The organism is Mesorhizobium sp. M1295 (assembly GCF_040318135.1).
Taxonomy (GTDB): Bacteria; Pseudomonadota; Alphaproteobacteria; order Rhizobiales; family Rhizobiaceae; genus Mesorhizobium.
In genome coordinates this window covers 167,837-194,666 of the sequence record NZ_JAMYLU010000011.1, presented here as the reverse complement: position 1 = coordinate 194,666, position 26,830 = coordinate 167,837, and the positions used below count along the sequence as shown (strand labels likewise).

Sequence of the window (26,830 nt, the reverse complement as noted above, 5' to 3'; positions counted from 1 at the left end):
AAAATATTTTTTTTGTTTCCAATAATTATTTTTTCTCGGCGGCAAAATTCCCCCCCCGCCCCCCACCCCCCCCCCTGGCTGCGCTTCCCACCCCCCCCCCCCCCCCCCCCCCCCCCCCCCCCGGTTCTCATTCGTCAGAAATCGGCAGGTTTAGTTTAGCTCGCCACGCTGGCCTGCGGCGCCGAGCGCTCGATCAGCATTTGCCGGACGGTCGACATCGAGGCACTCAGTTCGCTGATGGCGTCATCGATCAACGCCCGCTGCTTCTGCAGGCGGGCAAGCTGCTTCTCCGACTTGTCGAGCGCCAACCGCAACTGCTTGGTGTTGGAGCCGTTCGGATCGTAGAGGTCCATCATCTGCTTGACATCACGCAGCGAGAACCCGACCTTGCGGCCGAGCAAGATCAGTTTCAGCCGGGCCCTGTCGCGGCGTGTATAGAGACGGGTTGAGCCGTCACGCTGCGGGTTGAGTAGACCCTTGTCCTCATAGAAACGCAGCGTGCGCAGCGTCACTCCGTATTTCTTGGCCATTTCGCCGATGCGGACAAGCTCTTCACCGGCTTCGCTCGACATATCGTTGGTATTGGCCGCGGCTTGGCCGGGCGAAATAAGTTTCATGGTCACTGGCTTTCCCCGTCTGGTGGCGTCGCGGTCGCGGACCTTGCGTCGCCTGAGTGAAAGCGGGGGCGTGCTTCCACTCGTGGTTTCAACAAACAAATCACAAACGGCGTAATCCGCTCGTTTACGTTTACGTCAATGCTATATCGATAGCCGCCTTACGACGCAAGAGCGTTCTGGGCTTGGAACTTTATGCCGCAGCGCCGGTGGATAACCTAAAAGTCGTGGCCGATTTCGGGAGCGATCATGCGGCTGATCAAAATTCTACAGCGTCTTTTGTGCGTCCAAAAAGACACCCGGCGCCGTCCGCAGCCAGTCGACAAAGTTGCAACTTCTTAAGCTTGGTTAACGCGTTGTTTACCACGTTGGGGCGAAATGTGCGCATGTCGGTTACCCGTGTTTATCCTGTATTGAATTTTTCACGGTTTTTCGGAGCGCGGGTAAGACCCGGGAAGCTCGTCTTCCACTGCAACAAGCCAAGCAGTCGCGTTCGTCCCGGCAGGACTTTGGGAACCTGGTGAAAGCCAGCAATTCTGAAACGGGCGCATTGATGAACAGCAAGCGGTCCTACCTCGATACACTCAACGCCGGCAGGCAGCGCAGGCCGCACACGACGCTTGAAGAGCTCAACCGTTCCCTGGAAACGCTGGAGCAGCGACTGGAGCGGACGCGCGAGGAGACTGCAAGCCATCCCGGTCCACGCCGACCAGCGGCAGAACCGCGCTATCCTAGTGCCCAACCCTATGGCCAGCAGCGCCGGTACGAGGACCCACGCGACGCGCAGCGGCCGAAAGGTCCAGCGGCGGCCGTCGACCAGAACTACCAGGCGATCGCCCGCGATATCGACCGGGTGCGCGGCCAGGAGGACGGCGTCGCCCTAGCCGGCAAGATCGCTGGCGAATTGCGCGGCCTGCGCGAAGAGCTTCGCCAGCAGATGACCTCCGGCCTGCAACGCGAGTTCGACGCACTGCGCAAGAATATCGAGCGAGCCTACCAGTCAAATGGCGGCGGCAAGGGCAGCGCCGAACTCGGCGTCGAATTCGAGCGGCTTTCCGGCGCCATCCAGACGCTGGCCGAAAAAAGCGACGACAGAAGCGTCAATATGTTGCGGCTCGAGCTTGAGCAGGTCAAGGCAGCTCTCGATACGCTGGCGCGCGACGAGAGCGTGCAGGCAGTGGGCCGCCGCTGGGACGATTTCGACCGCCGCTGGAGCGCCTTCGAGGACCGCGTCGACGCCGATCAGCGCAAGCGCTCCGACGCGCCCGGCCTGTCGGCGCTGACCGAGCGGCTCGAACAGATCAGCAATGCCGTCAGCAATCTGCCGGAATCGCTGTCGCTGCGCTCGCTGGAGGAAAAGGTCCGCATGCTTGCCGGAGCGGTCGACCATTTCGCCCGCCAGCAGGACAATCGCGGCAGCGACACATTCAGTCAGATCGACGAGCGGCTCGACGAGATTTCCCGCGCGATCGTCGCCTCGACGGTTGCCGCGCAAGCCAATTCGTTCGACCCCGAGCCCTTCGAACGCATCGAGAAGCGGATCGATTCACTGGCCCAGCAAATCGAAGAAGTGTCGCAGGATCGTCCGGGCCGGGAGGTCATCGACCGTCTCAACACATTGTCGAGCCGCGTGGATGAGCTGGCCGGCCGAGCCAATCTGCCGGAACAAGCTATGGAGCGCCTTGCCAGGCAAGTCGCGCTTATCGCCGACAAGATCGACCATGCACCTGCCATGCCCGACGCCGACTACATCTTCCAGGGGCTCGAGCAGCGCTTCGATGTGCTGTCCAGCATGATGGAACGTCGCCAGGGCGACGCCATCGAACAAGGCAACATGCTGTTTCGCGACCTTGAGCGCCGGTTGGACGAAGTCGCCGACAGGCTGGATCAGCGCATGCCGCAGGTCGACAGCGCCGGCATCATGGATGCCATCGACGCCCGCTTCACCGCGCTGGCCAAGCGGATGGAGACGCGCGTTCCAGATCCCGCCAGCGAGGCGGCGATCCGCGGCCTGGAGAGCCGGCTCGAAGACATTTCAAGCCGGCTGGATTCGTCCGCGGCACAGGTCGCCAGCATCGACCCGGCGTTGATCCGCAGCCTCGAAGCGCAGGTCGCGGGCCTGACGGCGCATCTTTCCAAGCCCGGCACGCCGCTGCCGGAATTCGACGACATCAGCCCGCGCCTCAACGAGATCGAGAAGTCGCTGGCCGGAACCCGCGATTCCATCCTCGGCGCGGCGCGCGAGGCGGCCGAGAGCGCCGTCCGCTCGCTGGCCGGATCAAGCGCCAACACGGCGGCCGTTACCGGCCTCGCCCAGGACCTGAAGACGCTCGAGGCGCTGACGCGCCGTTCGGACGAGCGCAATTCAAGGACGTTCGAGGCTATCCACGACACGCTGCTCAAGATTGTTGACAGGCTAGGTTCACTGGAGACCGGCGAACCGGCAAGCGCAGAGTTGAGCAAACGCTTCGGCCGGGCATCCAAGATCTCGGTGCAGGACGCACCGTCGATGGACATCGACCAGCCGCTGCCGTTAACGGGCAACATGGCCGATCTGGACGGTCGCACCGCGGCGCTCGTGCGCGACGAGCCAGGTCCGCGTACGCCGGCCGAGGCGGCCGCGGCAGCCGCCCTGGCGGCCCTCGGTTCAGACACGACGCATGAAAAAACCGAGCACGGCGGCGGCAGGAAATCGATGTTAGGCGGGCTGGCGCGCGCCTTGAAGGGCAAGAAGGAGGCCGAGATGCCGCCGCTTGCCGGCTCGGCGTCGAGCGTCGAAATACCGAGCGTCGATCTGGACGAGCCGCTCGACCCCAAGGTCGCCAATCGGCCATTGGAACCCGGCTCCGGCGCCCCCGACCTCAGCGCCATCATGAAACGTGTGCGCGACGAGCGCGGGCAGCCGGCCCGCGAAGGCGGCGCCGAAGCGGCGAAATCGGACTTCATCGCGGCAGCCAGACGGGCTGCGCAAGCGGCGGCCGCCGAGGCGGACGCCCTTAAGCGCCAGTCGACGATGAAAGGCCCGGTCAAGGCGCTCAGGATAGGCGACCTGCTCAAGGCGCGGCGCAAGCCGATCCTGATGGGGGCAATTGCCATCATGCTGGCGCTTGCCGGCCTGCAACTGGGCAAAGCCTTCTTCTCCGATCCGGTCGAAGTCGCCAACAATGACGCGGCGCCGGCTGTGGCCGCACAGCCGGTGGAGACTGCATTGGCCAGCGTTGCCAGCGAACCGAAGGCGGACGCGCAGACGGCAGCGCAGGATAGCGCGCCGTCCTCCATCGTCAGGCAGGCAGAGCCGTCCGCAGCGACGACCAAGGACGACACGGCGGCGCAAACCGGCCCCGCCACACCGGCAACCGAGGCATCGACAGCCCCCGCGGCAGCCCCTGACATGGCGGCGCCAGACGCCACGGCCGCAGTGCCCGCACCGGCAGCGGCGACGGCCAGCGACGCCGAGCCAATGGCTGCCGCGCCTGCTACCACCACAGCTGCGACGCAGGACACGACGGGCACGGTGCCGCCGGCAGATGCTGCCGCGGCAAGCGTTGCCAAGATCGAGGTTCCGGCCGGTGTCGGTCCGGCCGCCCTGCGCGATGCAGCGGCCGGCGGCGACGCCAAGGCACTGTTCGAGATCGGCTCGCGCTACGCCGAGTCGCGCGGCGTCAAGGAAGACATGGCAGCGGCGGCCAAATGGTACGAGAAAGCTGCCGATCTCGGTTTCGCACCGGCAGAATACCGCATCGGCAATTTCTACGAGAAGGGCATCGGCGTCGCACGCGACATCAAAAAAGCGAAGACCTGGTACCAGCTTGCCGCAGAGCAGGGCAACGCCAGCGCCATGCACAATCTGGCCGTGCTGTTTGCGATGGCGGCGGATGGCGTGACCGACAATGAATCGGCAGCGCGCTGGTTCCAGGCGGCGGCGGACCTCGGCGTCAAGGACAGCCAGTTCAATCTCGGCATCCTTGCGGCGAAGGGCGTCGGCATGAAGCAGAACCTCGAGGAGAGCTACAAATGGTTCGCGCTCGTCGCCAAGACCGGCGACAAGGATGCGGCGGCCAAGCGCGACGAGATCGCCAAAGCCCTGAGACCCGAGCAGCTGGAGCGTACGCGTGCCGCGGCCGAGCTGTGGAAGGCCAAGCCGCTCGATCCAGCCGCCAATTCGGCCGACATTCCTGAATCGTGGCAGGACGGCACACCGCAGACGACGGCCGGCATCGACATGAAGAAAGCGGTCCAGAACATCCAGCGCATCCTCAACAAGAACGGCTACGAGGCCGGCAATCCCGACGGCATGATGGGCCGGAAAACCAAGAACGCGATCATGGCCTTCCAGACCGACAACGACATGAAGGCAACCGGCGCGATCGACGAAAAGCTGGTCAAGGCGTTGCTCGCGCGCAAATAACGGCGGATGCGTCGTTTCCGCGACGCCCTTGCCACAGATTTGCCTGTTAACTGATTGAGTTGTTTTTTGTTTCGGCGGTGCGACGAAGTTTGACTTCACCGCCCGGCCGGCGCAAGAACGAGATAGCCTTCTGGCGCAAAATGCCCGCAACGGTTGCATTCGCCAGGAGGCAAACTGATCGAGACTGACGGGTGGGCATCTATCTCCCGATCGCGGAAATTTCCGTTAACGTCTTCGTGCTGCTGGCCATGGGCGCAGCGGTGGGTTTCCTGTCGGGCATGTTCGGCGTGGGCGGCGGCTTTCTCATCACGCCGCTGCTGATCTTCTACAACATACCGCCCGCGATTGCGGTCGCCACCGGCGCCAACCAGGTCATCGCTTCCTCCTTCTCCGGCGCCCTGTCGCACATGAAGCGCGGCACGCTCGACTTCAAGCTCGGCGGCGTGCTTTTGGCCGGCGGCATCGTCGGCTCGACCGGCGGCATCTATGTCTTTGCGTTCCTGCGCCGACTCGGCCAGCTCGATCTGTTCATCTCGCTGCTCTACGTCGTGCTGCTCGGCACTGTCGGCGGGCTGATGCTGGTCGAGAGTATCAATGCGCTGCGCGTCACCCGCAGCGGCGCCGCACCGGTGTTGAAGAAATCCGGCCAGCACAACTGGATCCACCGCCTGCCGCTGAAGATGCGGTTCAGGGCCTCGAAGCTCTTCGTCAGCGTCATTCCGGTGCTTGGGCTGGGCGCGGCGATTGGCTTCCTATCGTCGATCATGGGCGTCGGCGGCGGCTTCATCATGGTGCCGGCCCTGATCTACCTTTTGAAAGTGCCGACCAACGTCGTCATCGGCACCTCGCTGTTCCAGATCATCTTCACCTCGGCTTACACCACGCTGGTCCACGCCACCACCAACCAGACGGTCGACGTCATGCTCGCCTTCCTGTTGATGGCAGGCGGCGTCGCCGGCGCACAATATGGCGCCAAGGCCGGTCAGAGGCTGCGGGGCGAACAACTCAGGGCGCTGCTGGCGCTGCTTGTGCTGGCGGTCGCCATCCGGCTCGCCATCGATCTTTTCGTCACGCCTCCCAATCTCTATTCGCTGTCCGGCGTGGGCCTGAGCTGATGGCTGGCTTGAGGACGCTCGCGGCCGCCGCCTTGCTGTCGCTGCTGGCCGCGGCGTCAGCGGCGAAGGCACAGACGCCACTAACCGAAAACATCCAGATCGGCCTTTCCACCGACAATGTCTCGATTACCGCCGGCTTTTCCGGCGCCGACCTGACCATCTTCGGATCGCTGGAAAATGCCGATCCGCTTGTCGCACGGCAAGGGCGCTACGACGTGATCGTTGTGCTGGAAGGCCCGGCCCGACCGGTCGTCGTGCGCCGCAAGGACCGGGTGCTCGGCGTCTGGGTCAATCTGGAGTCGGAGACCTTCGAAAACGTACCTGTCTCCTATTCTGTGGCGACGACGCGACCGCTGCAGGACGTCACCGATCCGAACAGCTACAAGCAGCTGTCGCTTGGCGCCTCCAACCTCTATTTGCAGCCGGCCGACGCCGAGGACAGCCCGGCGACAATCGAGGAGTTCACCGCCGCGCTGCGCGAGCGCAAGGCGGCAACAGGCCTCTACAGCGAGAATGTCGGCGGTGTGCAGTTCCTGTCGCAGAACCTGTTCCGCGCCACCGTCAGGCTCGCTCCCAACGTTCCGGTCGGCACCCACAAGGCGCGCGCCTTCCTGTTCAAGAGCGGCCTGTTCATCAAGGAAAGCTCCGCCCAGCTCGAAATCCGCAAGTCCGGTTTCGAACAGTCGATCTTCCGCGTCGCCCACGACTACTCCTTCCTCTACGGTGTCTTTGCCGTATCGCTGGCCATGCTGACAGGCTGGCTCGGAAGACTGGTCTTCAGGAAAGACTGAACTCTCGTAAAAGTGGTTTCCCTTTCCGAGGGTATGGGCTAGACCGCGATCCCCGGTCCGACCGGGCACGAGCTGCTGCTCCCCAAATCAGAATATAGGAACGCACGATGCGACCAGCATTTGCCGGTATCGACTTCGGCACTTCGAATTCCACCGTGAGCGTGGTCAGGAACGGGCAGCCGCGGCTGGTGGCCTTGGAAGACGGCCAAGTCACTCTGCCCAGTGCGGTGTTCTTCAATTTCGAGGACAACCGCACCTATTTCGGGCGACGCGCCATCGCCAACTATACGGACAGTATCGAAGGCCGCCTGATGCGCTCGCTGAAGAGCGTTCTCGGCAGCTCGCTCGCTCACGAAAAGACGCGCATCAAGGCGCGCTCGATCGGCTTCATGGAAATTGTCAGCCTATTTGTCGGCCACCTGAAAAAGAAGCTCGAAGAAAACGCCCTCGACACAGTCGAAAGCGTCGTAATCGGACGGCCGGTACAGTTCGTAGACGACGACGCCGGGGCCGACGCCGAGGCCGAGCACGAACTCGAAAATGCCGCTCGCGCTCAGGGCTTCAAGCACATCGCCTTCCAATTCGAGCCGATCGCGGCGGCACTCGACTACGAACAGAAGGTGACGCGCGAGGAACTGGCGCTGATCATCGACATGGGCGGCGGCACGTCCGATTTCTCGATCGTGCGGGTCTCGCCCGAGCGCGCCCGCTCGCTCGACCGCAAGGACGACATCCTGGCCAGCCGCGGCATCCACATCGGCGGCACCGACTTCGATCGGCTGCTGAGCATCGCCCATGTGATGCCTCAGCTCGGCTATCTGACGTCGACTAAGGATGGCAAGCGCAATCTGCCGGCGAGCTACTTCATCGACCTGGCGACATGGCAGCGCATCAACCTGGTCTATACCGCAAGGGCGATGACGCATCTTCGCCAGATCCGCTACGAGGCAGAGCGCGCAGACCTGGTCGACCGCTTCATCCACATCGTCGAGCATCGTTACGGCCACGCGCTAGCGGCGCTGGTCGAAAGGGCCAAGATCGAGCTGACGGATCGATCGTCGGCCGGTATCGAGGTCGCGCTACCGGAGGTGAGGTTCACGGCAGAGATCACGCGCGAAGGTCTCGAAGCCACTATCGCTCGGGATATTGAGCGCGTTGCAGGTACCGTCGAGCAGACCGTCCGCGACGCGCAGGTGAAGCCCTCCGACATCACGGCGGTGTTCCTGACCGGCGGATCGACCGCGATCCCGCTGGCCAGGCAGCAGATCCTGGCTCTGGTGCCGCAGGCGTCGGTTATCGAAGGCGATGTGTTCGGCTCAGTCGGGCTTGGGCTGGCGCTCGACGCACAGCGGAAGTTCGCCTGATCGGCTTAAAGCGGCGCGGCTCTCTCAGCTTTGCCGCCGAGATGCGCCTTGAGCGCCATCTGGGCCAGGCTTGGCTGCCGGTCGCGATGCGTGATCATGGCAAATTCGCGCTTCGGCAGATCGATCGGCACGGAACGCAGACTGCCTTCGGCGACCGCGCGCGCGACGACGAGTTCCGAAATGATGCTGGCGCCGGCGCCGGCCTCGACCGCCTGGCGAATAGCCTCATTGCTCGGCAATACCAGGAATATCTGTAGGTCCGCGAACGAAATCCCGTCGCGTCGGGCAAGGTCCTCCAGCGCCTCGCGCGTGCCCGACCCGCCTTCGCGAATGATCCAGCGAAGCCCGCCAAGGTCGGGATGCCCAGGCGAAACTTCCGCGATCTCAGGGTGCGAGCGCGCCACGACCAGCATCATGCGATCGATATCGACCTTGGCACGCCGCAAAATGTCGGATTCGGTGCGCCCCTCGACCAGGCCAAAATCGGCTGCGCCATCAAGTACATTGGTCTCGACCTGCCTGGTGTTGCCAATGCTCACGCTCAGCCTGACGGCAGGATAGGCTTCGTGGAAAGAAGCGAGCCGGCGCGGCAGCCAATAGCTGGCGATGGTCTGGCTGGCAGCGATCGAGAGACTGCCTGATATCGTCTGCGAGACATGCTCCAGCACGTTGTGGGCGGCCGCCGCCCGCTCGAGAACCGCCTTGGCCTCCGGCAGGAACCGGCGTCCGGTCTCGGCGAGCTCGATATTGCGGCCCACTCGGTTGAACAACTGCACGCCGTGCTGCTGTTCGAGCGAGCGGATGGCGGCGGACGCGGCCGACTGTGAAATGCCTAACAAGTCGGCCGCTTTGGTCATGTGCGCCCGTTCGGCGACGGCGACGAAGATCCGCAATTGGTCCAGAGTCATGCCAGCATTAAGAAGCAAATCCGATTGGAATTACAAGAGCAAGTTGTTAGACAGATTGATTGCTTTGTTCTAAATTTTAGCCCGAAATTGGAAAAAAGTCGCGCCAGAACAGTCGAGGGTAGAAATTGGTTAGGCTGTTCAAATCCGTGTTTACGCACTGGACCCGCAGCCTGCGGTGGCGGCTCGTCGGTGAACGCTATCGGCCGGAACAGCATTACATGCGCGGCCCAGGCCCGAAGACGAGAGCCAAGGCCGCGGAACGCAACAACATCGCCGGATCATGACCAACAAACCGCTGCGCGGCGCCAACTCAGCACCATCCCAACGGCCGCTTGCCGATACGCGCGCGCCCGCCGAAGGCGACGGCGTCGATACTTCGCCTGATGTCTCCGACAGCATCGCCAAGACCACCTGCTATATGTGCGCCTGCCGCTGCGGCATCGACGTCCACATCAAGGACGGCAAAGTCCGCTACATCAACGGCAACAAGGACCATCCGGTCAACCGTGGCGTGCTGTGCGGCAAGGGCAGCGCCGGCATCATGCAGCACTACAGCCCGGCTCGGCTGAAGAAGCCGCTGCTGCGCACCGGCCCGCGCGGCTCGGGTGAGTTCCGCGAGATCGAGTGGGAGGAAGCTTTGTCGATCGCGACGAAGCGGCTTTCGAATATCCGCCGAACCGATCCGAAGAAACTCGCCTTGTTCACCGGGCGCGACCAGTCGCAATCGCTGACCGGCTGGTGGGCGAGCCAGTTCGGCACACCGAACTTTGCCGCCCATGGCGGCTTCTGCTCGGTCAATATGGCGGCCGGCGGCCTCTACACGATCGGCGGCTCGTTCTGGGAGTTCGGCGAGCCCGACTGGGACAACACCAAATATTTCATGCTGTTCGGGGTTGCCGAGGATCATGATTCCAATCCGATCAAGATCGGTCTCGGCAAGCTCAAGGCACGCGGCGCCAAGGTGGTCTCGATCAATCCCTGCCGCACCGGCTACAACGCGATTGCCGACGACTGGATCGGCATCCGGCCCGGTACCGACGGCCTGTTCGTGTTTGCGCTCGTCCACGAATTGCTTAAGGCCGGCCGTGTCGATCTCGACTACCTCTTGCGCTACACCAACGCCCATCTTCTCGTCATTCAAGAGCCTGGTGCTGCCGATGATGGGCTGTTCATGCGCGACGGCGACGGCAATCCGCTGGCTTGGGACAGGGTGGCAAAGATGCCAGTCAATGCCAGTGACGCCGACGCGAAGCCCGCACTGACCGGCAGCTTTCTCGTCGACGGCCGCCGTTGCGTGCCGGTCTTCCAACTCGTCGCCGACCGCTATCTGGATGAGAGCTATTCACCCGAGGCGGTCACTGACCGGTGCGGCATCTCCGCCGATACCATCCGCAGGATCGCCGCCGAACTCGCTCATGTCGCCTTCGAACAGCAAATCGAATTGCCGGTGGCGTGGACGGACTGGGCCGGCCGCCGGCACGAGACCATCAAGGGCCGACCGGTGTCGATGCATGCGATGCGCGGCATCTCGGCCCATTCGAACGGTTTTCACTCTTGCCGCGCCATTCATCTGCTTCAGGTGCTTCTCGGCACGGTGGACGTGCCGGGCGGCTTTCGCTTCAAACCGCCTTATCCACGGTCTGCACCGCCGGGTCCGAAGCCAGCCGGCAAGAATGTGAAGCCGATGACGCCGCTCGAGGGCATGCCGCTCGGTTTTGTCTGCGGACCGGGGGACCTGCTGATCGACGAAGGCGGCAAACCGATCCGTATCGACAAGGCCTACTCCTGGGATGCGCCGCTGGCCGCACACGGGCTCATGCACACGGTTATCCGTAACGCCTGGGCCGGCGATCCCTACACGATCGACACTCTGTTCATGTACATGTCCAACATGGCTTGGAACTCGTCGATGAATACCGTCGAGACGATGGCCATGCTGACCGATATTGATGCGTCGGGTGAGTACACGATCCCGTTCATCATCTATTCCGACGCTTATTATTCCGAGACCGTACCTTTTGCCGATCTGGTGCTGCCGGACACGACCTATCTCGAGCGTCATGACTGTATCAGTTTGCTCGATCGGCCGATCAGCCACGCCGACGGGCCGGGCGACGCCATCCGCCATCCCGTCGTCGAGCCGGATCGCGACGTCAGGCCGTTCCAGACGGTGCTGATCGAACTCGGCGCGCGGCTCAGCCTGCCCGGCTTCGTCGACGACGATGGTTCCGCCAAATACCGCGACTATCCCGACTACATCGTCAATCACGAGCGCACGCCAGGTGTCGGTCCGCTCGCCGGCTGGCGCGGCAAGGACGGGGCCTCGGTCGGCAAGGGCGACGTCAATCCCGACCAGTTGCAGCGCTACATCGATAATGGCGGCTTCTGGCACCAGGATTTCGCCGCCGATCAGCGCTACTACAAGATGGCCAACCGCTCCTATCTCGAATTCGCCGAGAGCATGGGCTTCATCCCGAAGGCCGAGCCGATCGTCTTCCAACTCTATTCCGAGCCGATGCAGCGCTTTCGCCTTGCGGCGCGCGGCCATGGCGGGGTGCTGCCGCCGGAGGCGGAGCGCAGCCGTATCGAGACCTATATGGATCCGCTGCCGTTCTGGTACGCGCCCTTCGAAGAGGCTGCAGTCGATAGCCAAGCCTATCCGCTCCACGCGCTGACGCAGCGGCCGATGCACATGTACCATTCCTGGGGCGCGCAGAATGCGTGGCTAAGGCAGATCACCAGCCAGAACCGGCTGTTCGTGCACAATCGGACCGCCGCCAGCCTCGGGCTTGTCGATGACGACTGGGTGTGGATCGAGAGCATCAACGGCAAGGTCAAGGGGCAGATCAGCCTGATCGACGGCGTCAACGCCGATACGGTGTGGACCTGGAACGCGATCGGCAAACGGCGCGGCAGCTGGGGGCTCAAGGATGACGCGGCCGAATCCAATCGCGGCTTCCTGCTCAACCACATCATCGGCGACCAGACCTCTGCCGATGCGAATGGCAAACGCTATTCGAATTCCGATCCTGTCACCGGCCAGGCGGCATGGTTCGACCTGCGCGTGCGCATCGTCAAATGCGCGGCCGAGGAAGCTGGCTTCACCGAGCCGCAATTCGAGCGGTTCCGGCAGCCGCCACACTTCGAGCCCTCGCCCGACAAGCTCAGTTTCGGCGCCGAATTCCGTCGGGAGAGAGAAGCTGCCGAATGACTTGCCTTCCCGCCCACACCGACAAAAAGCTCGGCCTGGTCATCGACCTCGACACCTGCGTTGGTTGCCAGGCCTGCGTCACCGCCTGCAAGGAATGGAACACCGGCGGCCATATGGCGCCGCTAACCGACATCGACCCCTATGGCGGCAATGTCGACGGCGTCTGGTTCAACCGCGTGCACAGTTATGAGCACATGACCGAGATGGGTGGGCGTACGGTCAATTTCCCGCGCTCCTGCCTGCACTGCGAGACACCGGCGTGCGTCACGGTCTGCCCGACCGGCGCCTCCTACAAACGGGCGTCGGATGGCATCGTGCTGGTCGACGAGGACAAATGCATCGGCTGTAAATTGTGCAGCTGGGCCTGCCCCTACGGCGCGCGCGAATTCGACACGGATGTCGGCGTGATGAAGAAATGTACGCTGTGCGTCGACCGCATCTATAACGACAATCTGGCGGAGGAAGACCGCGTGCCGGCCTGCGTTGCCGCCTGCCCGACCAGCGCGCGGCATTTCGGCGATCTGGGCGATCCGGCATCGGCTATCTCGCAACTGGTGGCGGAGCGCGGCGGTGTCGACCTGATGCCGGAGATGGGCTACAGGCCGACCAACAAATATCTGCCGCCACGCGCCCACACCACCCGCGCCGCATCGGTGCCGGCACAGGCGCTCCAGCCGGTGCGAGCCGAAGGCGGTTTCCTTGGCTGGGTCGACCGCATGCTTTCGAACTGACCCGCGCCTTCATGCATCCAGCCTTCTCCGTCGTCTTTTTCACCACCGCCACGGGCGCCGGTTACGGCCTGCTCGCGCTGCTTGGCGTGTTGGCCGGACAGGGCTTTATCCCGCCCGATTTCTGGCTTGGCCTCACCGGCATGGGGCTGTCGCTCGGCCTGATCTCGGCAGGCCTGCTGTCCTCGGCCGGCCATCTCGGCCGGCCCGAACGCGCCTGGCGTGCCTTCTCGCAATGGCGTAGCTCATGGCTGTCGCGCGAAGGCGTTGCCTCGGTCGCCACCTTCGTGCCGGCGGGACTGTTCGGTATTGGCTGGGTGGTCCTCGGCCGTACGAGCGGCTGGGTGGCTGTCGCCGGGCTGCTCGCTGCCATCGGCGCGGTCGCAACCGTCTGCACCACCGGCATGATCTACGCGTCGTTGAAGCCGATCGCCCAATGGCACAGCCGCTTCACCCTGCCCGGCTATCTGATCTTTTCGGCGATGACCGGCAGCGTACTGCTCAACGCCCTGCTGCAGGGATTTGCGGCAGGCTCGAATATGCTTCTGGCGGCTGCCCTGTTGCTGACCGCGCTCGGCTGGGGTTTGAAGCTGGCGACCTGGCGATACAATGATAGGCTGGAGATCCCGACCAATGCCAACACCGCAACCGGGCTTTCCGGCGGCACGGTGCGGTCGATGGAATGGCCGCATACCGAGGAAAACTATCTGCTCAAGGAAATGGGCTTTCGCATCGCACGCAAGCACAGCGCAAAGCTGCGGCTGATCACCCAGGCTCTGGCCTTTGCCTTGCCCGCTTTGCTGCTGATTGCGGCGTTTGCCTTACCGTGGCCCTTTGCGGCGGCTTCGTCGATACTCTCCGCAATCGCCCAACTCGCCGGCATGCTGGTGGAGCGCTGGCTGTTCTTCGCCGAGGCCAAGCACACTGTTACCCTCTATTACGGACGATAGGGCAGCTCAGCCCGGCCTGAGCATCGAGTGGGAAATCGCGAAGATGCGCTCAGTGCCAAGCATATAGGCCATCAGCGTTTCGCGGCGGAACAGCCCGGCATAGGCGCGGTCAAGGAGATTGAGCGAACCGGTGTAGGCGCCGAAGGCCGGCATGATCATGCGGCCGCCATCGCCGGCAAAGCAGCGCCGCCGCACCGAACGGCCTTGCTGGACGATGCGGGCGCAAGGATGCAGATGGCCTGATATCTCGCCCTCCACCCTTATCGCCGAAGGCTCGTGCCGGAAGAGCAGAGAGCCGATGGCCAGCTCGCGCACGGTGTCGCCCGGCAGGTCGGCCGGTGCTTCCGGGTCATGATTGCCGGCGACCCAGAACCAGTCGCGCCCAACCATCAGCCCTTCCAGCCTTTCGCGAAAGCTTGCGTGCATGCGCGCGGCGCCGCCGCCATCGTGAAAACTGTCGCCCAGGCTAATGACGATCGCAGGCTGATAATCGGCAATCACCGTCTGCAGCCGGAGCAGCGTGGCGCCGGTATCGTAAGGCGGAACCAGCGTGCCGCGCCTGGCCAGTGAGGAGCCTTTTTCCAGATGCAGGTCGGATACGGCCAGAAGCCGGAATTCGGGAAAATAGAGCACGCCGCGGCGGTCGCAGATCGCGCGTTCGCCAGCGATACGGACGGCGCCCGTATCCGCCAGAGTCGCAGCCATTGCCAGCGCCACAGTCATTTCGTCCCCATGGCTTCCTCGACCAGCGTGGCTGCATCCATCAGCAGCGTCTCATCGGCCTCGCCGTGCACCGGCATCTTGCCGATCTCAAGCATGATCGGCACGGCGAGCGGCGATATCTGCTCGAGATTCTTATGCATGATTCGACCCTGGACGCGCGAGAGCATCTCGGCAAGTCTGCTGACATCCAGCAGACCGGTCGCGGCATCGGCCCGCGTCGCCTGCAAAAGGATGTGGTCGGGCTCATGGCTGCGCAGCACGTCGTAGATGAGGTCGGTCGACACGGTCACCTGGCGGCCGCTCTTCTCCTGGCCCGGGTGGCGTTTCTCGATCAATCCCGAGATCAGCGCGCAATTGCGAAAGGTGCGCTTCAACAGCCAGCTGCCGGCGAGCCAGGCTTCGAGGTCGTCGCCCAGCATATCTTGATCGAAGAGCGCAGCCAGCGACGGTTTCTTCGCCCTGAACATGTGACCCATATCGGCCAGCGACCATATGGCAAGCGCATAATCGGTGGCGACGAAGCCGAGCGGCCTGGCTCCCGCCCTGTCGAGGCGGCGGGTCAGCAGCATGCCCAGCGTCTGGTGCGCCAGCCTGCCCTCGAACGGATAGGCCACCAGGTAGTAGCGGTTGCCGCGCGGAAAGGTCTCGATCAGCAGATCGTCGCGTTTCGGCAGCACCGACTTGTCGGCCTGGAAACGTAGCCAGTCGGCGACCTGCTCCGGCAGCTTCTTCCAGCGCTGCGGATCGTCCAGCATGGCGCGCACCTGTTCGGCTAGGTACGTCGAAAGTGGGAATTTGCCGCCGCCATAGTACGGCACCTTGGCGTCGCTGCCCGGCGCGTTCGAGACGAAGCACTCACTCTCGCGGATGCCCTCGAAGCGCAGCACCTTGCCGGCGAACATGAAGGTGTCGCCGTGCGTCAGCGTTTCGAGGAACGCCTCCTCGATCTTGCCAAGAACCCGACCGCCACGCGAAGCCGCGCCTCTGCTGCCGGCCTGGACGTAGCGCACGTTGAGCGCCGGCACTTCAATGATGGTGCCGACATTCAGCCGGTATTGCTGAGCGACGCGAGGATTGGACACCCGCCACAGCCCGTCCTTGTTGAGACGAATACGGGCGTAGCGTTCGTAGTTCTTCAGCGCATAGCCGCCGGTGGCGACGAAATCGATGACGCGATCGAATGTCGGCCGGTCGAGATCGGCATAGGGTGCTGCCGTTCGCACTTCCTCGAACAGCGCATCGGCCTGGAACGGCGCACCGCAGGCGCAGCCCAGCACGTGCTGCGCCAGCACGTCGAGCCCGCCATTGACCAGCGGCGGCGTATCCTGGGCGCCCAGATAATTGGCGTCGAGCGCCGCCCTGCATTCCAGCACCTCGAAGCGATTGGCCGGGATCAGGATCGCCTTCGACGGCTCGTCCATACGGTGGTTGGCCCGACCGATGCGCTGTGCCAGCCGGCTGGCACCTTTCGGCGCGCCGACATGGACGACCAGGTCGACGTCGCCCCAGTCGATGCCGAGGTCGAGCGTCGAGGTGGCGACGATGGCACGCAAGGCGTTCTCGCCCATCGCTTTCTCGACGCGCCGGCGCTGGGCGACGTCGAGCGAGCCATGGTGTAGCGCGATCGGCAAGGTGTCCTCGTTGACCCGCCACAACTCTTGGAACAGCAGCTCCGCCTGGCTGCGCGTGTTGACGAACAGCAGGGTTGTCTTGTGGCGCTTGATCTCGTTGTAGATCTCCGGCGTTGCGTAGCGGGCCGAATGTCCCGCCCACGGCACGCGCTCCTCCGAATCGAGAATGGAGATCTCGGGCTTGGCGCCGCCAATGACGACGATCAGTTCGGCCATCGGCCCCGGTGGATTCTGGCTGACCAGCCAGCGCCGCAATTCGTCGGGCTCGGCGACCGTCGCCGACAGGCCGATCATCTGCAGGGCGGGCACAAACGAGCGCAGCCGGGCCAGGCCAAGCGACAGGAGGTGCCCACGCTTCGAGGTCACCAGCGAATGCAGTTCGTCGAGTACGACATAGCGCAGGTCCTCGAAGAAGCGCCTGGCGTCGGGCGCGGCAATCAGCAGCGCCAATTGCTCGGGCGTGGTCAGCAGAATGTCGGGCGGCGCCAGCTTCTGCCGCTGGCGCTTGTGTGCGGGCGTATCGCCGGTGCGCGTCTCGACAGTAACCGGCAGCCCGATCTCTTCGACGGGTTTGCCGAGATTGCGCTCGATGTCGACGGCCAGCGCCTTCAACGGCGAGATGTACAGCGTGTGGATGCCGCGATGCGCCTGCCCTGGCCTTCTCCTTGGCCGGCCGGCCAGTTCGGTCAGCGATGGCAAGAACCCGGCCAGCGTCTTGCCGGCGCCGGTCGGGGCGATCAGCAATACCGACTGCCCGCCCTGAGCCTTGGCCAGCAATTCGATCTGATGGGCGCGCGGCGACCAGCCTTTTTCCGCAAACCATTTGACGAATGGCTCGGGCAGGACGACGGCGGCTTTCTGTTCGGCAAGGCGCGGCTGCTCTGTCACGCGTCAGAGGTAGCGCGGCGGCGCGCGATCGCCAAGCAGAATCAGAACAAAAGGTGATCGATTCGCGTTACGGCCGGCGAAACCCCGTCGGACCGCCATAGAGATAGCCGATACGGGCGATCGCTTCGCTCAGTCCTTCACGCGATACCAGCATGGTGTGGCCATTGGCGTGGATTATCGTCTCGGCGTCGGTCATGATAGCGACGTGGCCTTTCCAGAACACCAGGTCGCCGCGCTGAAGCCCGGAAAAGTCCGGCCCCGGAACGAGCGGCTCGCCGATGGTTGCCGCCTGCATGTCGGAATCGCGCAGCACCTGCCTGCCGGCCATGCGCATCGCCAATTGCACGAGACCGGAACAGTCGATGCCGAAGCCCGAGGCGCCGCCCCACAAATAAGGCGTGCCGAGAAAGCTCTCGGCAACAGCAACGTAGTCGGCGGCCGCCTCGGCGACAGGCCTGAGATGACCCGAGATGACCGCTTGACCGGACGGCAACAGCGCATAATGCGTGCCGCGTGTTTCGGCTGAGCCCGTCACCGTCACCAATGATCCCATCGACAATTGCCCGCTCACCGGAAAGCGCAAGTCGGGTCCTGGATAGAGAAAGGTGCGCGGCACCGAAACGATATGGGTCGGCGCATGGTCCCGAGCGCCCAACGCCGTGTCGGCGACATAGCCGACATAGCCGTCGCATTCGCCCTGGATCCAGGCCCAGCCTTCTGCGTCCTCGAAGACGAGAATGTCATCGCCGAACAGAAGCTGTGTGTTGACACCGGCATTCGGCCGTGGCGCCTTGCGGATGTCGGCCACGGAAGCGGTGATGCGAGCCGGCCGGCCGGCGACGAACCGGTCGGCGGCGACCTCGCCTCTCAGCCTGGCATCGGCGAGATCGGAGCGGAAGGCATGGAGGCGGGCATCCCTGGCGGTCAAATCGGCAACTCGTTCAAATGGACAATTTGGTCAAATCGGCAGCTCTTGGGCTCTGGCAATGATAACATCGCCGAAGCGTTCGACAAAGAGCGCACCTTCGACTGTGCGCCTGACCAGCACGTTGCGCTTGTCGAGCTCGTCGCGGTGGCGCGACACCAACTTCAGCGCCCCCATCGTGTCGAGCGCACGGGTGATCACCGGCTTGGTGACATTGAGGCGGGCAGCCAGACCGCGCACCGTGTGCGGCGGCGGATCGAGATAGATGGTGAACAGGATCGCCGTCTGGCGCATGGTGAGATCGGGTGCGTCGTCGCGCACCTGCGACAGCACCACCTGCTGCCACAGTCGCAAGGCCTGACTTGGACGCATGATAATCGACATCCGTCCAGCATGACGGAAAATTGTTTCGGTTCCGTTTCAGTCAACACCTTCGTCGGCTATGCCGAGACATCATCCGCCGAAGCGGTTCGAAATGACACGCTCCAGCGCCCGGATGCCTTGCGCCTCGCCGCCGGCAAGGCCGTGCGGGCGGTCCGACGGGTTCCAGGCGAAGATGTCGAAATGCGCCCAGCTGGCGGTCTTTTGGACGAAGCGCTTCAGGAATAGCGCCGCGGTGATCGAGCCGGCGAGACCATCCGACGTGACGTTGTTGATATCGGCAATTTTCGACGCCAGCTTGGCGTCATAGGGCTTCCACAACGGCATGCGCCATAGCGGATCCTCGACCGCAACGGAGGCGTCCGCCAGCTCGGATGCAAGCGCCTCGTCACCGGTGTAGAAGGGCGGCAGGTCGGGGCCGAGCGCAACACGGGCAGCGCCTGTCAGTGTTGCCATATCGACCAGCATCTGCGGCTCCTCGTCGTCGGCCAAGGCTAAGGCGTCGGCGAGGACCAGCCGCCCTTCAGCGTCGGTGTTGCCGATTTCGACGGTGATGCCTTTGCGGCTCACCAGCACATCGCCTGGACGGAAGGCGTTGCCGGCTATCGAATTCTCGACAGCGGGGATGAGCACGCGCAGCCGGACCTTCAGCCCGGCGGCCATGATCATGGAAGCGAGGCCCAGCACGTTGGCAGCGCCGCCCATGTCCTTCTTCATCAAAAGCATGCCCGAGGACGGCTTGATGTCGAGGCCGCCTGTGTCGAAGCAGACGCCCTTGCCGACCAGCGTTATCTTGGGGGCATTCTTCGGCCCCCAAATCATGTCGATCAGGCGCGGCGCGTCGGCCGAAGCGCGACCGACGGCATGAATCATCGGAAAGTTGGCGGCGAGAAGATCGTCGCCCTTGGTCACCGATATTTCAGCCTTGTGCGTCGCGGCCAAGGTCCGGGCGGCATTCTCCAGCTGGCCGGGACCCATATCGCTGGTCGGCGTGTTGACCAGGTCGCGTGCCAGGAAAACGCCATCGGCGATGCGTCTGACGCGAGCAGCGTCGGCGCCGGACGGCAGCGCGAAGCGAAGCGTCCTGCCAGGCTTCTTGCCATAGCGGGTGAAAATATAGCCGCCGAGCGCCAGCGCGAGTGCCGTAAGCTCCGGCTTGGCCGGTGCGGACGCAAGACGCCAGTCGCCTTCGGGCAAGGCTCTCGCCAGTGCCCCGACGGCCATTGCGCCCTCGGCGTCGCCGGTGCCGAACAGGGCTCCGGCAATCGCACCGTTATCGCCAGGCACAACCAGCGTCCTGCCGGCCTCGCCGGAAAAGCCGTTGGCCTTGGCCCAGGCGACCGAGGATGGCGCAAGGCCCGCCGCCGCCTGTGCATCCTTCGCCACCAGATGGACCGGCAGCGCATTGTTCAATTTTTTCTCGACGAGTTCGACAGGCATTCGCTGGTCTCCGGCTTCTGAGTCGGCGTTTCTTAACTCTCCGTTAGGGTTAACAGAATATTTCTGCGGGAGGGAAGATGACCACGCAAATGGTCACGCGCATGAACGGAGCCCTGGTGCCGATGCCGACCGACCGCAGGATGAACGCCAGCGCAAACAGGCTGATCACCACGGCGTTGATGATGGTGCTTGCCGCAAGCGTCGCTGGCTGCGGAACCAGCAAATTGACGACTGGCTCGATTTCTCGCCCAAGCGGCAAGCCGCTGGAAACAATGTCGGCGGGCGAACTGCACAACGCCACGATGGCGCTCGGGCAGTCCTACTCGAAAAGCCCCAACGACAAGCGGATCGCGACAAACTATGCCGCGGCGTTGCAGATGGACGGTGACGCCGACCAGTCGCTTGCGGTGATGCGCAAGCTGGCGATTGCCTTGCCGAAGGACCGCGACGTGCTCGCCGCCTATGGCAAGGCGCTTGCCGCCAACGGACAGTTCGAGCCGGCTCTCGATGCCGTGCGCCGCGCCCAGACGCCCGAATATCCTGACTGGAAACTTGTATCGGCGGAAGCTGCCATTCTCGACCAGCTCGGCCAAAAGGACGAGGCGCGTCAAGACTATCGCAAAGCGCTGGACCTCAAGCCGAACGAACCGTCGATCCTTTCCAATCTCGGCATGTCGTATGTGCTGGAAGGCGATTTGCGCACGGCCGAAACCTATATGCGCTCGGCCGCCCAGCAGCCGAATGCCGACAGTCGCGTCCGCCAGAACCTGGCGCTGGTCGTCGGTCTGCAAGGACGTTTCGACGAGGCCGAGAAGATCGCCTCACAAGAGCTGTCGCCGGAACAGGCGCAGGCCAACGTCGCTTACCTTCGCCAGATGCTGGCGCAGCAGAATGCCTGGAGCCAGCTCAAGGAGCAGGACAAGGCAAAGCCTGCCACCAACTGACCGCTTCGAGCGCCGAACCGGCGCGAGAATTCCGCAACACGTCAAACGCAAGGAGCCGCGCGACACCCGCAGCGCGGCTTTGAATCGTAGCAGCGTTTGTGGCGACGCCGCTTGGGCTACTGGCTGCTCGATTTCGGCTGGTCGCCAAAGATGCCGCGCTGACTCACCTGGATGCCGGCGGGACCCAGAATGATGGCGAACAGCACCGGCAGGAAGAACAGGATCATCGGCACGGTAAGCTTCGGCGGCAGCGCGGCCGCCTTCTTCTCGGCGGCATTCATGCGCATGTCGCGGCTCTCAGCGGCAAGCACGCGCAGCGCATGCGCCACGGGCGTACCGTAGCGCTCGGCCTGAACCAACGCCTGGGACACCGACCTGACGGATTCGAGGCCAGTGCGGCTTGCAAGGTTCTCGTACGCCTGCTTGCGCTCCTGCAGATAGGAAAGTTCGGCATTGGTCAGGATGAATTCTTCCGCCAATGCCACCGATTGCGCGCCGATCTCATCGGCGACCTTGCGAAGCGCTGCTTCCACCGACATGCCGGACTCGACGCATATCAGCAACAGGTCGAGCGCGTCCGGCCACGCCATCTGAATCGACTGCTTGCGCTTGGTCGCACGGTTGTTGACGTAGAGCACCGGCGCGTAGAACCCCGCATAGGCAACCACGATGCAGACGAACAGCTTCACGAAAAGCGGCTGCTCGGGCAGTCCTCCAAGCACGAACAGATATATGGCCGCCAATGCAAAGCCGATGAAGGGCAGGACGAGGCGGAAAAAAAGGAAGCGCGTCAGCGGATTTTGGCCGCGAAAACCCGCCACTTTCAATTTCTGCAAGGTACCTTCGTCCGCCAGCGCACGCCTGAGATCCAGGCGATCGACAATATTGCGCATGCCGACCGACTGCTCTTCGCGCAGGCCCTTGCGGCGGCGGTCGGCTTCGACTGCCAGCCGCGCGCGCTGTTTGGCGCGCAGCTCATCGCGCTCCAGCGCCACGGATTTCATGCGCGCCTTGAGCTGGTTCCCGCCAAAGGCGGGCAGCAGCGTGAAGACCGTCGCAAACACCGCGATGCCGACCAGCAGTGCGATCAGCAGGGACGGGTCGGTGAGAGTTCTGATGACGTGATCGGTCATACGCGCGAATCCTAGACTTCGAAGTTCATCATCTTGCGCATTACCAGGATACCCATCGACATCCAGACGCCGGAACAACCGAGGATCAGATGGCCGGTGCTGGTGGTAAAGAGGGGCATGATGTAGTTCGGGCTCGTCAGATAGACGAGAAAGGCAACGACGAAAGGCAGCGCGCCGATGATCACGGCGGATGCCTTGGCTTCCATAGACAACGCCTGGACCTTGGCCTTCATTTTCTTGCGGTCGCGAAGCACGCGCGAAAGATTGCCCAGCGCTTCGGAAAGATTGCCGCCGGCCTGAGACTGGATCTGGATGACGATGCCGAAGAAGCTCGCCTCGGTGCACGGCATCGTTTCGGGCATGCGCATGGCCGCGTCGGGGATCGACAAACCCATTTGCTGCGAATCGACGATGCGGCGGAACTCGGTCTTGACCGGCTCGGGGGATTCATTGGCGATCAGGCGCACAGCGTCGTTCAGCGGCAGGCCGGATTTTACTGCACGCACGATGATGTCGAGCGCGTTCGGAAATTCGTTGAGAAACGCCTTGACGCGGCGTGCGCGGCGAAACGAGACGAACCAGCGCGGCAGACCCAAGACACCGACCAGCAGCGCAGCCGGCAAGACCAGCAGCGGTGCGCCGATGAAATAGACCAAAGCCGTCAAGACGACGCCGCAGACCGCCGAATAGACATAGAAGCGCTCAATCGAGACCTTCATGCCGGCCTGGCGGATTTGGATCTTCAGCGGTGGTTTCTTGACCAGGCTCTGGTTGGACTTTTGCTTTTGGTCGAGATCCTTCAGCGAATCCTGGACGGATTTGCGACGCTTGGCCGCTTCCGCCACGCGATCGCGCGAAGCCTTGACGACGGAACGATCCGTCTCGGCGGTCTTGATCGATTCAAGCCGCTTGCCGACCTGCTTCTCGGTGCTGATCCGATTGAACAGGAAAGCATAGGCCACTGCGCCGGCGCTGAAGCCGGCGAGCACGACGAATGCCAATACGGTGCTGTCAATCCCGAACATCGACCCTGGCCCCCACGCTTCCAGACGGATCAGTCAGCGCGTTTCTCCATCGCCTCGAGTGCAACGGCTAGGCGCTGCTCCTCGCCATAGTAGCGGGCGCGCTCCCAGAAATGCGGACGGCCGATGCCGGTCGACACGTGCTCGCCCAGCAACCTGCCGTTCGCATCCTCGCCCTTGATGTTATAGAGAACGATGTCCTGGGTGATGATGACGTCGCCTTCCATGCCGATCACCTCGGTGATGTGGGTGATGCGCCGCGATCCGTCGCGCAGGCGTGCAGCCTGTATGATCACGTCGACGGAGCCGACGACAATTTCGCGTACGGTTTTTTGCGGCAGCGTGTAGCCGCCCATGGCGATCATTGACTCTATACGGTTGAGGCATTCGCGCGGGCTATTCGAGTGGATCGTTCCCATCGAGCCGTCATGGCCGGTGTTCATCGCCTGCAATAGGTCGAACACTTCGGGTCCACGCACCTCGCCGACGATGATGCGCTCGGGCCGCATGCGCAGACAGTTCTTGACCAGGTCGCGCATGGTCACTTCGCCCTCACCTTCAAGGTTGGGCGGACGTGTTTCGAGACGCACCACATGTGGCTGCTGCAATTGCAGCTCAGCCGAGTCCTCGCACGTAATGACGCGTTCCTCGCGGTCGATATAGTTGGTCAGGCAATTGAGCAGCGTCGTCTTGCCGGAGCCGGTACCGCCCGAAATGACAATGTTGCAACGGACGCGGCCGATGATCTTGAGAATCTCGGCGCCTTGCGGCGAAATCGAGCCGAACTTGACCAGCTGGTCGAGCGTCAGCTTGTCCTTCTTGAACTTGCGGATGGTAAGGGCGGTGCCGTCGATGGCCAGGGGCGGTGCGATGACGTTGACACGGGAGCCATCAGGAAGACGCGCATCGCAGATTGGGCTTGATTCATCGACGCGGCGGCCAACCTGGCTGACGATACGCTGGCAGATGTTGAGGAGCTGCTGGTTGTCGCGGAAACGGATGCCGGTCTGCTCGACCTTGCCGTTGACCTCGATGTAGACGTTCTTGGAGCCATTGACCATGATGTCGGCAATATCGTCGCGGGCAAGCAGTGGCTCCAGCGGCCCGTAGCCCAAGACGTCGTTGCAGATATCCTCGAGAAGCTCTTCCTGCTCGGCGATGGACATCGCGAAGTTCTTGATCGCGATGATGTCGTTGACGATGTCGCGGATTTCCTCGCGCGCGCTTTCGGGATCGAGCTTGGCGAGCTGCGACAGATCGATCGTGTCGATGAGTGCGGAGAAGACCTGGCTTTTGGTGTCGTAATAGCTCTCGCTGCGCTCACGCTCAATCCTTTTCGGCTCCGGCGCCAATGGCGGCGGCTCGACCGCACGGCGAACCGCCGGCCCTGCAGGCGCGCCGGATGGCGGCGGCGCCCCGGGCCTGGCAGCTACCGCCGCTTCCACAGGGTTCGCGGCCGCCGGCGCGGCAGGTGCGGGTGCTGGCTGACGGAATTCCGGGATGGTCCGGTTGCCGTCGTCGCTGCCTCTTTTACCAAACATGATTGCTTACCAATTCCACCGCTGCGGCATCACTTCTTGTTGCGCGAAAGCTTGCCGAGCAGGTTGCCGAGGCCAGCCTTTTTCTTCACCTTGATTTCGCTGCGCCCCGTCAGCACATGGGCAATCTCGTTGATCGTGGCGACGACGGGGCTCTTGGCATCCATCTCACCGAGCATACGTCCGTTGTTGGCGGCATTTCCGAACAAAAGCGGCTCGAACGGGATGACCGACATCGGCGAAAGGCCGAGCGATTCGGAGAAATCGGACGGCGTAATCTCGGGACGTTTCGGCACACCGGCCTGGTTGATCACAAGCTTTGGCGCAGGATCGTTTGGACGAAGCCGCTTCAGCATGTCGACCAGGTTCTTTGTGTTTCGCAGATTGGCCAGTTCGGGCGTCGCCGTGATGACGATCTCGTCGGCCTTGACCAGCGTGTTCTTGGTCCAGCCGGCCCAGACGTGGGGAACATCGAGCACGAGGAGCGGCGCGCTACGCTGGGCTATGTCGATAAGCTGGGTGAAGGCGTCGGGCTCGAAATCGTAGACCCGCTCCAGGGTCGAAGGTGCCGCAAGCAGCGACAGGTGCTCGGCGCATTGGGCGAGCAGCCGGTCGAGATAGACCTCGTCGACGCGTTCCGGCGAGAAGACCGCCTCGGCAATGCCCTGCGCCGGGTCCTGGTCGAAATTGATGTTGGCCGTTCCGAAGGCGAGGTCGAGATCGGCGACAACCACTTCGGACTTGAAAAGGGACGACATGGCCCAAGCCACATTATGGGCTATTGTCGAGGAGCCGACGCCGCCCTTGGCACCGATGAAGGCAATCGAGCGGCCGATCGGCTCAGCTTCCGGATCAACGAAGATCGAGGACACCACGCTGACGATGTCGGCCATCGATACCGGGGCGATGACATATTCGGAAATGCCCGATCGGATGAGTTCGCGATACAGGCCGACATCGTTGTAATGGCCGACAACCACCACCTTGGAGGTCGGATCGCAGTGCTCGGAGAGCTGGGCGAGTTGTTCCAGCAACAGCTTCGGCTCGCTGCGCGATTCAAGCAGGATCAGGTTCGGTGTCGGCGCAGACTGGTAGAATTCGATAGCGGTGGGGATGCCCCCCATATGCACCTTCAGATGGGCCTTGGCCATACGGCGATCCTCGCCAGCGCGCTCGACCGGATTGGCTACGCCTTCGGTCTCGCAGAACGCCTGGATCGAAATGCGCGGGATCGGCCGCAACGCCTGCATCGCGGCAATATCCTGCTCCGAGGTTTCGCCGCCTGCTACCTCTGTGTCATAGGCAAGATTGCTCATTGTCATCTCTTTCAGTGACTTGCGCGGCTTAGGTCTGTTGAGCCTCAACACTCGTTAATATTCGACTTCCGAATTGCCGAGGAGTTCGTCCGAAATTCCTCTGTCGCGATAGACGTCGATCACCGCGCTCCGATTTGCCGCGTCGATGGGAGTCTGTTTGCGCGGCCCGATCAGATCGGCCGGATTGGCCATCTGGGCGGCAAGGTTGTTTTGGTACGAACAGCCGAAATCGGCATAATGCTTGTTTTCCGAAGTCTCCAGAAGGTCTTCCGGCCAGCGCCCGCATTTGTCCGTCTGAGCCTTCACCGAGACGTAGGCGACACGGACCGGGGCGGACGCTTCGGCCGAAACGGATTGATAGGACCGCACGGCGATCCGCTTCCGGCTGATGCCGCTGGCTATGGCAAGCCTGGCGAAATCGCGGCCGGCCGCGGCCGCTGCGATTTCGTTAGCCGAGCCGCTCGGGACCTCAATCGTCAGCACCGGAGCCGCGCTCCTGTCGTATCCGTCCAGAAAGCCCAGGAGCGTGTCGCGCTGGAATCTGGTCATGCCACGGTCGCCGGCGCCGACCGGAAGGTCGATCTTCTGGATCTTCTCGGCGATGACGATCGGATGGGTGGTGCGATAGTCGTCCGGTATGGCACCGACCGTGACGCTGTCGCGATTGGCGCAGCCGGCCAGTGATGCCGCCATCACGACCGCCATGATGGGAACGGCAGGCCGCCAGATTCGCAAATGGGCCGACCGCATCGCGGTGATCGCCTTTGTCTTCGATGCTGACTGAGACATGTCCGCTTCCC

At 63.2% G+C, this 26,830-nt stretch carries 20 protein-coding genes; 8 read left to right on the top strand and 12 right to left on the bottom strand.

Annotated features, from left to right (window positions below; translation table 11 throughout):
- Positions 1 to 155: 155 nt before the first annotated feature.
- Positions 156 to 617: a MerR family transcriptional regulator gene (locus NKH29_RS17555; protein WP_023719513.1), complete on the bottom strand. Its 462-nt coding sequence runs from the start codon at positions 615 to 617 to the stop codon at positions 156 to 158.
- Between the two features lie 550 nt (positions 618 to 1,167).
- Between NKH29_RS17555 and NKH29_RS17550 the strand changes: the two genes are divergently transcribed.
- The 4 genes from NKH29_RS17550 (at position 1,168) to NKH29_RS17535 (ending at position 8,292) form a co-directional block, all read left to right on the top strand.
- Positions 1,168 to 5,022: a peptidoglycan-binding protein gene (locus NKH29_RS17550; RefSeq protein WP_352549131.1), complete on the top strand. Its 3,855-nt coding sequence runs from the start codon at positions 1,168 to 1,170 to the stop codon at positions 5,020 to 5,022.
- A 191-nt stretch (positions 5,023 to 5,213) separates the two neighbouring features.
- Positions 5,214 to 6,137, top strand: a complete 924-nt coding sequence (locus NKH29_RS17545) for a sulfite exporter TauE/SafE family protein (protein ID WP_023719515.1) — start codon at positions 5,214 to 5,216, stop codon at positions 6,135 to 6,137.
- Positions 6,137 to 6,928 (top strand): TIGR02186 family protein, encoded by a 792-nt coding sequence (locus tag NKH29_RS17540; RefSeq protein WP_023719516.1) that lies wholly within the window; start codon positions 6,137 to 6,139, stop codon positions 6,926 to 6,928. Before NKH29_RS17545 ends, NKH29_RS17540 begins: the two co-directional genes overlap by 1 nt.
- Before the next feature lie 107 nt (positions 6,929 to 7,035).
- On the top strand, positions 7,036 to 8,292 hold the full coding sequence (locus NKH29_RS17535) for an Hsp70 family protein (protein WP_352483221.1): 1,257 nt from the start codon (positions 7,036 to 7,038) through the stop codon (positions 8,290 to 8,292).
- 5 nt (positions 8,293 to 8,297) lie between these two features.
- Here the strand turns inward: NKH29_RS17535 and NKH29_RS17530 are convergent, their stop codons facing one another.
- Positions 8,298 to 9,200 carry a LysR substrate-binding domain-containing protein gene (locus NKH29_RS17530; RefSeq protein WP_023719518.1) on the bottom strand — a complete coding sequence of 301 codons (903 nt, stop codon included), beginning with the start codon at positions 9,198 to 9,200 and terminating at the stop codon, positions 8,298 to 8,300.
- A 280-nt stretch (positions 9,201 to 9,480) separates the two neighbouring features.
- On the opposite strand from NKH29_RS17530, the gene NKH29_RS17525 reads away from it, so the two are divergent.
- The 3 genes from NKH29_RS17525 to NKH29_RS17515 are packed head-to-tail and all read left to right on the top strand — an operon-like array spanning position 9,481 to position 14,089.
- Positions 9,481 to 12,411, top strand: a complete 2,931-nt coding sequence (locus NKH29_RS17525; RefSeq protein WP_023719520.1) for a molybdopterin oxidoreductase family protein — start codon at positions 9,481 to 9,483, stop codon at positions 12,409 to 12,411.
- Entirely contained in the window at positions 12,408 to 13,142 is a 735-nt protein-coding gene (locus NKH29_RS17520) for a 4Fe-4S dicluster domain-containing protein (protein WP_352483223.1), read from the top strand. Before NKH29_RS17525 ends, NKH29_RS17520 begins: the two co-directional genes overlap by 4 nt.
- A gap of 11 nt (positions 13,143 to 13,153) precedes the next feature.
- On the top strand, positions 13,154 to 14,089 hold the full coding sequence (locus tag NKH29_RS17515; RefSeq protein WP_023719522.1) for a dimethyl sulfoxide reductase anchor subunit family protein: 936 nt from the start codon (positions 13,154 to 13,156) through the stop codon (positions 14,087 to 14,089).
- 6 nt (positions 14,090 to 14,095) lie between these two features.
- On the opposite strand, the gene pdeM is transcribed toward NKH29_RS17515, so the two are convergent.
- The 5 genes from pdeM to NKH29_RS17490 form a co-directional block, all read right to left on the bottom strand.
- Positions 14,096 to 14,794, bottom strand: a complete 699-nt coding sequence (pdeM, locus tag NKH29_RS17510; RefSeq protein ID WP_502897786.1) for a ligase-associated DNA damage response endonuclease PdeM — start codon at positions 14,792 to 14,794, stop codon at positions 14,096 to 14,098.
- A 14-nt stretch (positions 14,795 to 14,808) separates the two neighbouring features.
- The gene (locus NKH29_RS17505; RefSeq protein ID WP_352483225.1) at positions 14,809 to 17,331 is read right to left on the bottom strand and encodes a ligase-associated DNA damage response DEXH box helicase; all 2,523 of its coding nucleotides are present in this window, start codon (positions 17,329 to 17,331) and stop codon (positions 14,809 to 14,811) included.
- Between the two features lie 67 nt (positions 17,332 to 17,398).
- Positions 17,399 to 18,259: a C40 family peptidase gene (locus NKH29_RS17500; RefSeq protein ID WP_352483226.1), complete on the bottom strand. Its 861-nt coding sequence runs from the start codon at positions 18,257 to 18,259 to the stop codon at positions 17,399 to 17,401.
- Positions 18,260 to 18,289: 30 nt separating this feature from the next.
- The gene (locus tag NKH29_RS17495) at positions 18,290 to 18,640 is read right to left on the bottom strand and encodes a MarR family winged helix-turn-helix transcriptional regulator (RefSeq protein ID WP_023719526.1); all 351 of its coding nucleotides are present in this window, start codon (positions 18,638 to 18,640) and stop codon (positions 18,290 to 18,292) included.
- A gap of 69 nt (positions 18,641 to 18,709) precedes the next feature.
- Entirely contained in the window at positions 18,710 to 20,077 is a 1,368-nt protein-coding gene (locus tag NKH29_RS17490; protein ID WP_352483227.1) for a leucyl aminopeptidase family protein, read from the bottom strand.
- Between the two features lie 122 nt (positions 20,078 to 20,199).
- On the opposite strand from NKH29_RS17490, the gene NKH29_RS17485 reads away from it, so the two are divergent.
- On the top strand, positions 20,200 to 21,021 hold the full coding sequence (locus NKH29_RS17485) for a tetratricopeptide repeat protein (protein ID WP_023719528.1): 822 nt from the start codon (positions 20,200 to 20,202) through the stop codon (positions 21,019 to 21,021).
- Between the two features lie 116 nt (positions 21,022 to 21,137).
- Here NKH29_RS17485 and NKH29_RS17480 read toward each other — a convergent pair whose 3' ends face one another.
- Genes NKH29_RS17480 through NKH29_RS17460 form a run of 5 tightly spaced genes read right to left on the bottom strand, consistent with a single transcriptional unit; the run spans position 21,138 to position 26,819 of the window.
- Complete coding sequence (locus tag NKH29_RS17480; RefSeq protein ID WP_352483228.1) at positions 21,138 to 22,154, bottom strand: type II secretion system F family protein; 1,017 nt, start codon at positions 22,152 to 22,154, stop codon at positions 21,138 to 21,140.
- A gap of 11 nt (positions 22,155 to 22,165) precedes the next feature.
- The gene (locus NKH29_RS17475; protein ID WP_023719530.1) at positions 22,166 to 23,179 is read right to left on the bottom strand and encodes a type II secretion system F family protein; all 1,014 of its coding nucleotides are present in this window, start codon (positions 23,177 to 23,179) and stop codon (positions 22,166 to 22,168) included.
- A 29-nt stretch (positions 23,180 to 23,208) separates the two neighbouring features.
- Positions 23,209 to 24,717 (bottom strand): TadA family conjugal transfer-associated ATPase, encoded by a 1,509-nt coding sequence (locus NKH29_RS17470; protein WP_352641459.1) that lies wholly within the window; start codon positions 24,715 to 24,717, stop codon positions 23,209 to 23,211.
- Positions 24,718 to 24,746: 29 nt separating this feature from the next.
- Positions 24,747 to 26,030: a CpaE/TadZ family protein gene (locus NKH29_RS17465; RefSeq protein WP_023719532.1), complete on the bottom strand. Its 1,284-nt coding sequence runs from the start codon at positions 26,028 to 26,030 to the stop codon at positions 24,747 to 24,749.
- 54 nt (positions 26,031 to 26,084) lie between these two features.
- Entirely contained in the window at positions 26,085 to 26,819 is a 735-nt protein-coding gene (locus NKH29_RS17460; protein WP_352810484.1) for a CpaD family pilus assembly protein, read from the bottom strand.
- Between the last annotated feature and the right edge of the window lie 11 nt (positions 26,820 to 26,830).

Coding starts and splice junctions, on each gene's coding strand:
- NKH29_RS17555 (WP_023719513.1), bottom strand. CDS start 617: ATGAAACTTATTTCGCCCGGCCAAGCCGCGGCCAATACCAACGATATG.
- NKH29_RS17550 (WP_352549131.1), top strand. CDS start 1,168: ATGAACAGCAAGCGGTCCTACCTCGATACACTCAACGCCGGCAGGCAG.
- NKH29_RS17540 (WP_023719516.1), top strand. CDS start 6,137: ATGGCTGGCTTGAGGACGCTCGCGGCCGCCGCCTTGCTGTCGCTGCTG.
- NKH29_RS17535 (WP_352483221.1), top strand. CDS start 7,036: ATGCGACCAGCATTTGCCGGTATCGACTTCGGCACTTCGAATTCCACC.
- NKH29_RS17530 (WP_023719518.1), bottom strand. CDS start 9,200: ATGACTCTGGACCAATTGCGGATCTTCGTCGCCGTCGCCGAACGGGCG.
- NKH29_RS17525 (WP_023719520.1), top strand. CDS start 9,481: ATGACCAACAAACCGCTGCGCGGCGCCAACTCAGCACCATCCCAACGG.
- NKH29_RS17520 (WP_352483223.1), top strand. CDS start 12,408: ATGACTTGCCTTCCCGCCCACACCGACAAAAAGCTCGGCCTGGTCATC.
- NKH29_RS17515 (WP_023719522.1), top strand. CDS start 13,154: ATGCATCCAGCCTTCTCCGTCGTCTTTTTCACCACCGCCACGGGCGCC.
- pdeM (WP_502897786.1), bottom strand. CDS start 14,794: ATGGCTGCGACTCTGGCGGATACGGGCGCCGTCCGTATCGCTGGCGAA.
- NKH29_RS17495 (WP_023719526.1), bottom strand. CDS start 18,640: ATGTCGATTATCATGCGTCCAAGTCAGGCCTTGCGACTGTGGCAGCAG.
- NKH29_RS17490 (WP_352483227.1), bottom strand. CDS start 20,077: ATGCCTGTCGAACTCGTCGAGAAAAAATTGAACAATGCGCTGCCGGTC.
- NKH29_RS17485 (WP_023719528.1), top strand. CDS start 20,200: ATGCCGACCGACCGCAGGATGAACGCCAGCGCAAACAGGCTGATCACC.
- NKH29_RS17480 (WP_352483228.1), bottom strand. CDS start 22,154: ATGACCGATCACGTCATCAGAACTCTCACCGACCCGTCCCTGCTGATC.
- NKH29_RS17475 (WP_023719530.1), bottom strand. CDS start 23,179: ATGTTCGGGATTGACAGCACCGTATTGGCATTCGTCGTGCTCGCCGGC.
- NKH29_RS17470 (WP_352641459.1), bottom strand. CDS start 24,717: ATGTTTGGTAAAAGAGGCAGCGACGACGGCAACCGGACCATCCCGGAA.
- NKH29_RS17465 (WP_023719532.1), bottom strand. CDS start 26,030: ATGAGCAATCTTGCCTATGACACAGAGGTAGCAGGCGGCGAAACCTCG.
- NKH29_RS17460 (WP_352810484.1), bottom strand. CDS start 26,819: ATGTCTCAGTCAGCATCGAAGACAAAGGCGATCACCGCGATGCGGTCG.